The sequence below is a fragment of the Neosynechococcus sphagnicola sy1 genome (genome assembly GCF_000775285.1).
Lineage (GTDB): Bacteria > Cyanobacteriota > Cyanobacteriia > Neosynechococcales > Neosynechococcaceae > Neosynechococcus > Neosynechococcus sphagnicola.
In genome coordinates, this window is sequence record NZ_JJML01000104.1 from 1 (window position 1) to 774 (window position 774).

The 774-nt window shown below is 50.0% G+C and carries 1 protein-coding gene; it reads left to right on the forward strand.

Annotated features, from left to right (window positions below; translation table 11 throughout):
- Window positions 1–40 precede the first annotated feature (40 nt).
- Window positions 41–622 (forward strand): ATP-dependent Clp protease proteolytic subunit, encoded by a 582-nt coding sequence (locus DO97_RS20280; RefSeq protein ID WP_036537146.1) that lies wholly within the window; start codon window positions 41–43, stop codon window positions 620–622.
- The last annotated feature ends 152 nt before the right edge of the window (window positions 623–774 follow it).

Below are 774 nucleotides of genomic sequence, written 5' to 3' on the forward strand. Positions count from 1 at the left end.
GTTAAGTCAGCATCATTCACACCTCGCAAGGAAAAACGTCATGCCCATTGGTATTCCCAGAGTCCCCCACCGCTTTCCAGGGGAGCCCTACACACAGTGGATTAACATCTACGAGCGTCTTGCCCTAGAGCGCATTATTTTCCTCAGTGGAGAAGTCACCGATGGCATGGCCAATGCGATCATCGCCCGCCTCCTCTACATGGACTCCGACGATCAAACCAAGGACATTTTCATCTATATCAACTCCCCCGGTGGGTCTGTGACAGCTGGGATGGCAATCTATGACACGATGCAACACATCAAATCGGAGGTGGTCACCATCTGTGTTGGCTTAGCAGCTTCCATGGGTTCGTTTTTGCTCATGGCAGGCAGCAAAGGCAAGCGACTAGCCCTCCCCCACTCCCGGATTATGATCCACCAACCCTCCGGAGGGACTCGGGGTCAGGCCAGTGACATTGAAATCGAAGCCCGCGAAATTCTGCGGATTCGTAAAGAACTCAATGGTATCTACGCCGAACGCACGGGGCAGCCAATCGAGCGGATTCAAAAAGATATGGATCGGGACTATTTCCTCTCACCCTACGAAGCCAAAGAGTATGGTCTGATTGACCGGGTTGATTGAAGATCGCACCTCATAAGACGGTTGAATTTTAGGTGTATCTTGGGAACACTGCCATCACAGTCTTATTAACTAGTGGCAGAATTGTTAGGTAATTCTGCCATTTTCGATTGCAATGAATCTTGCAGACTGTTATCAACTGCTAGAGCTAAAGG

Bases quoted from the DNA above. Each gene is read 5' to 3' on its own strand.
- DO97_RS20280 (WP_036537146.1), top strand. From the start codon at position 41: ATGCCCATTGGTATTCCCAGAGTCCCCCACCGCTTTCCAGGGGAGCCC.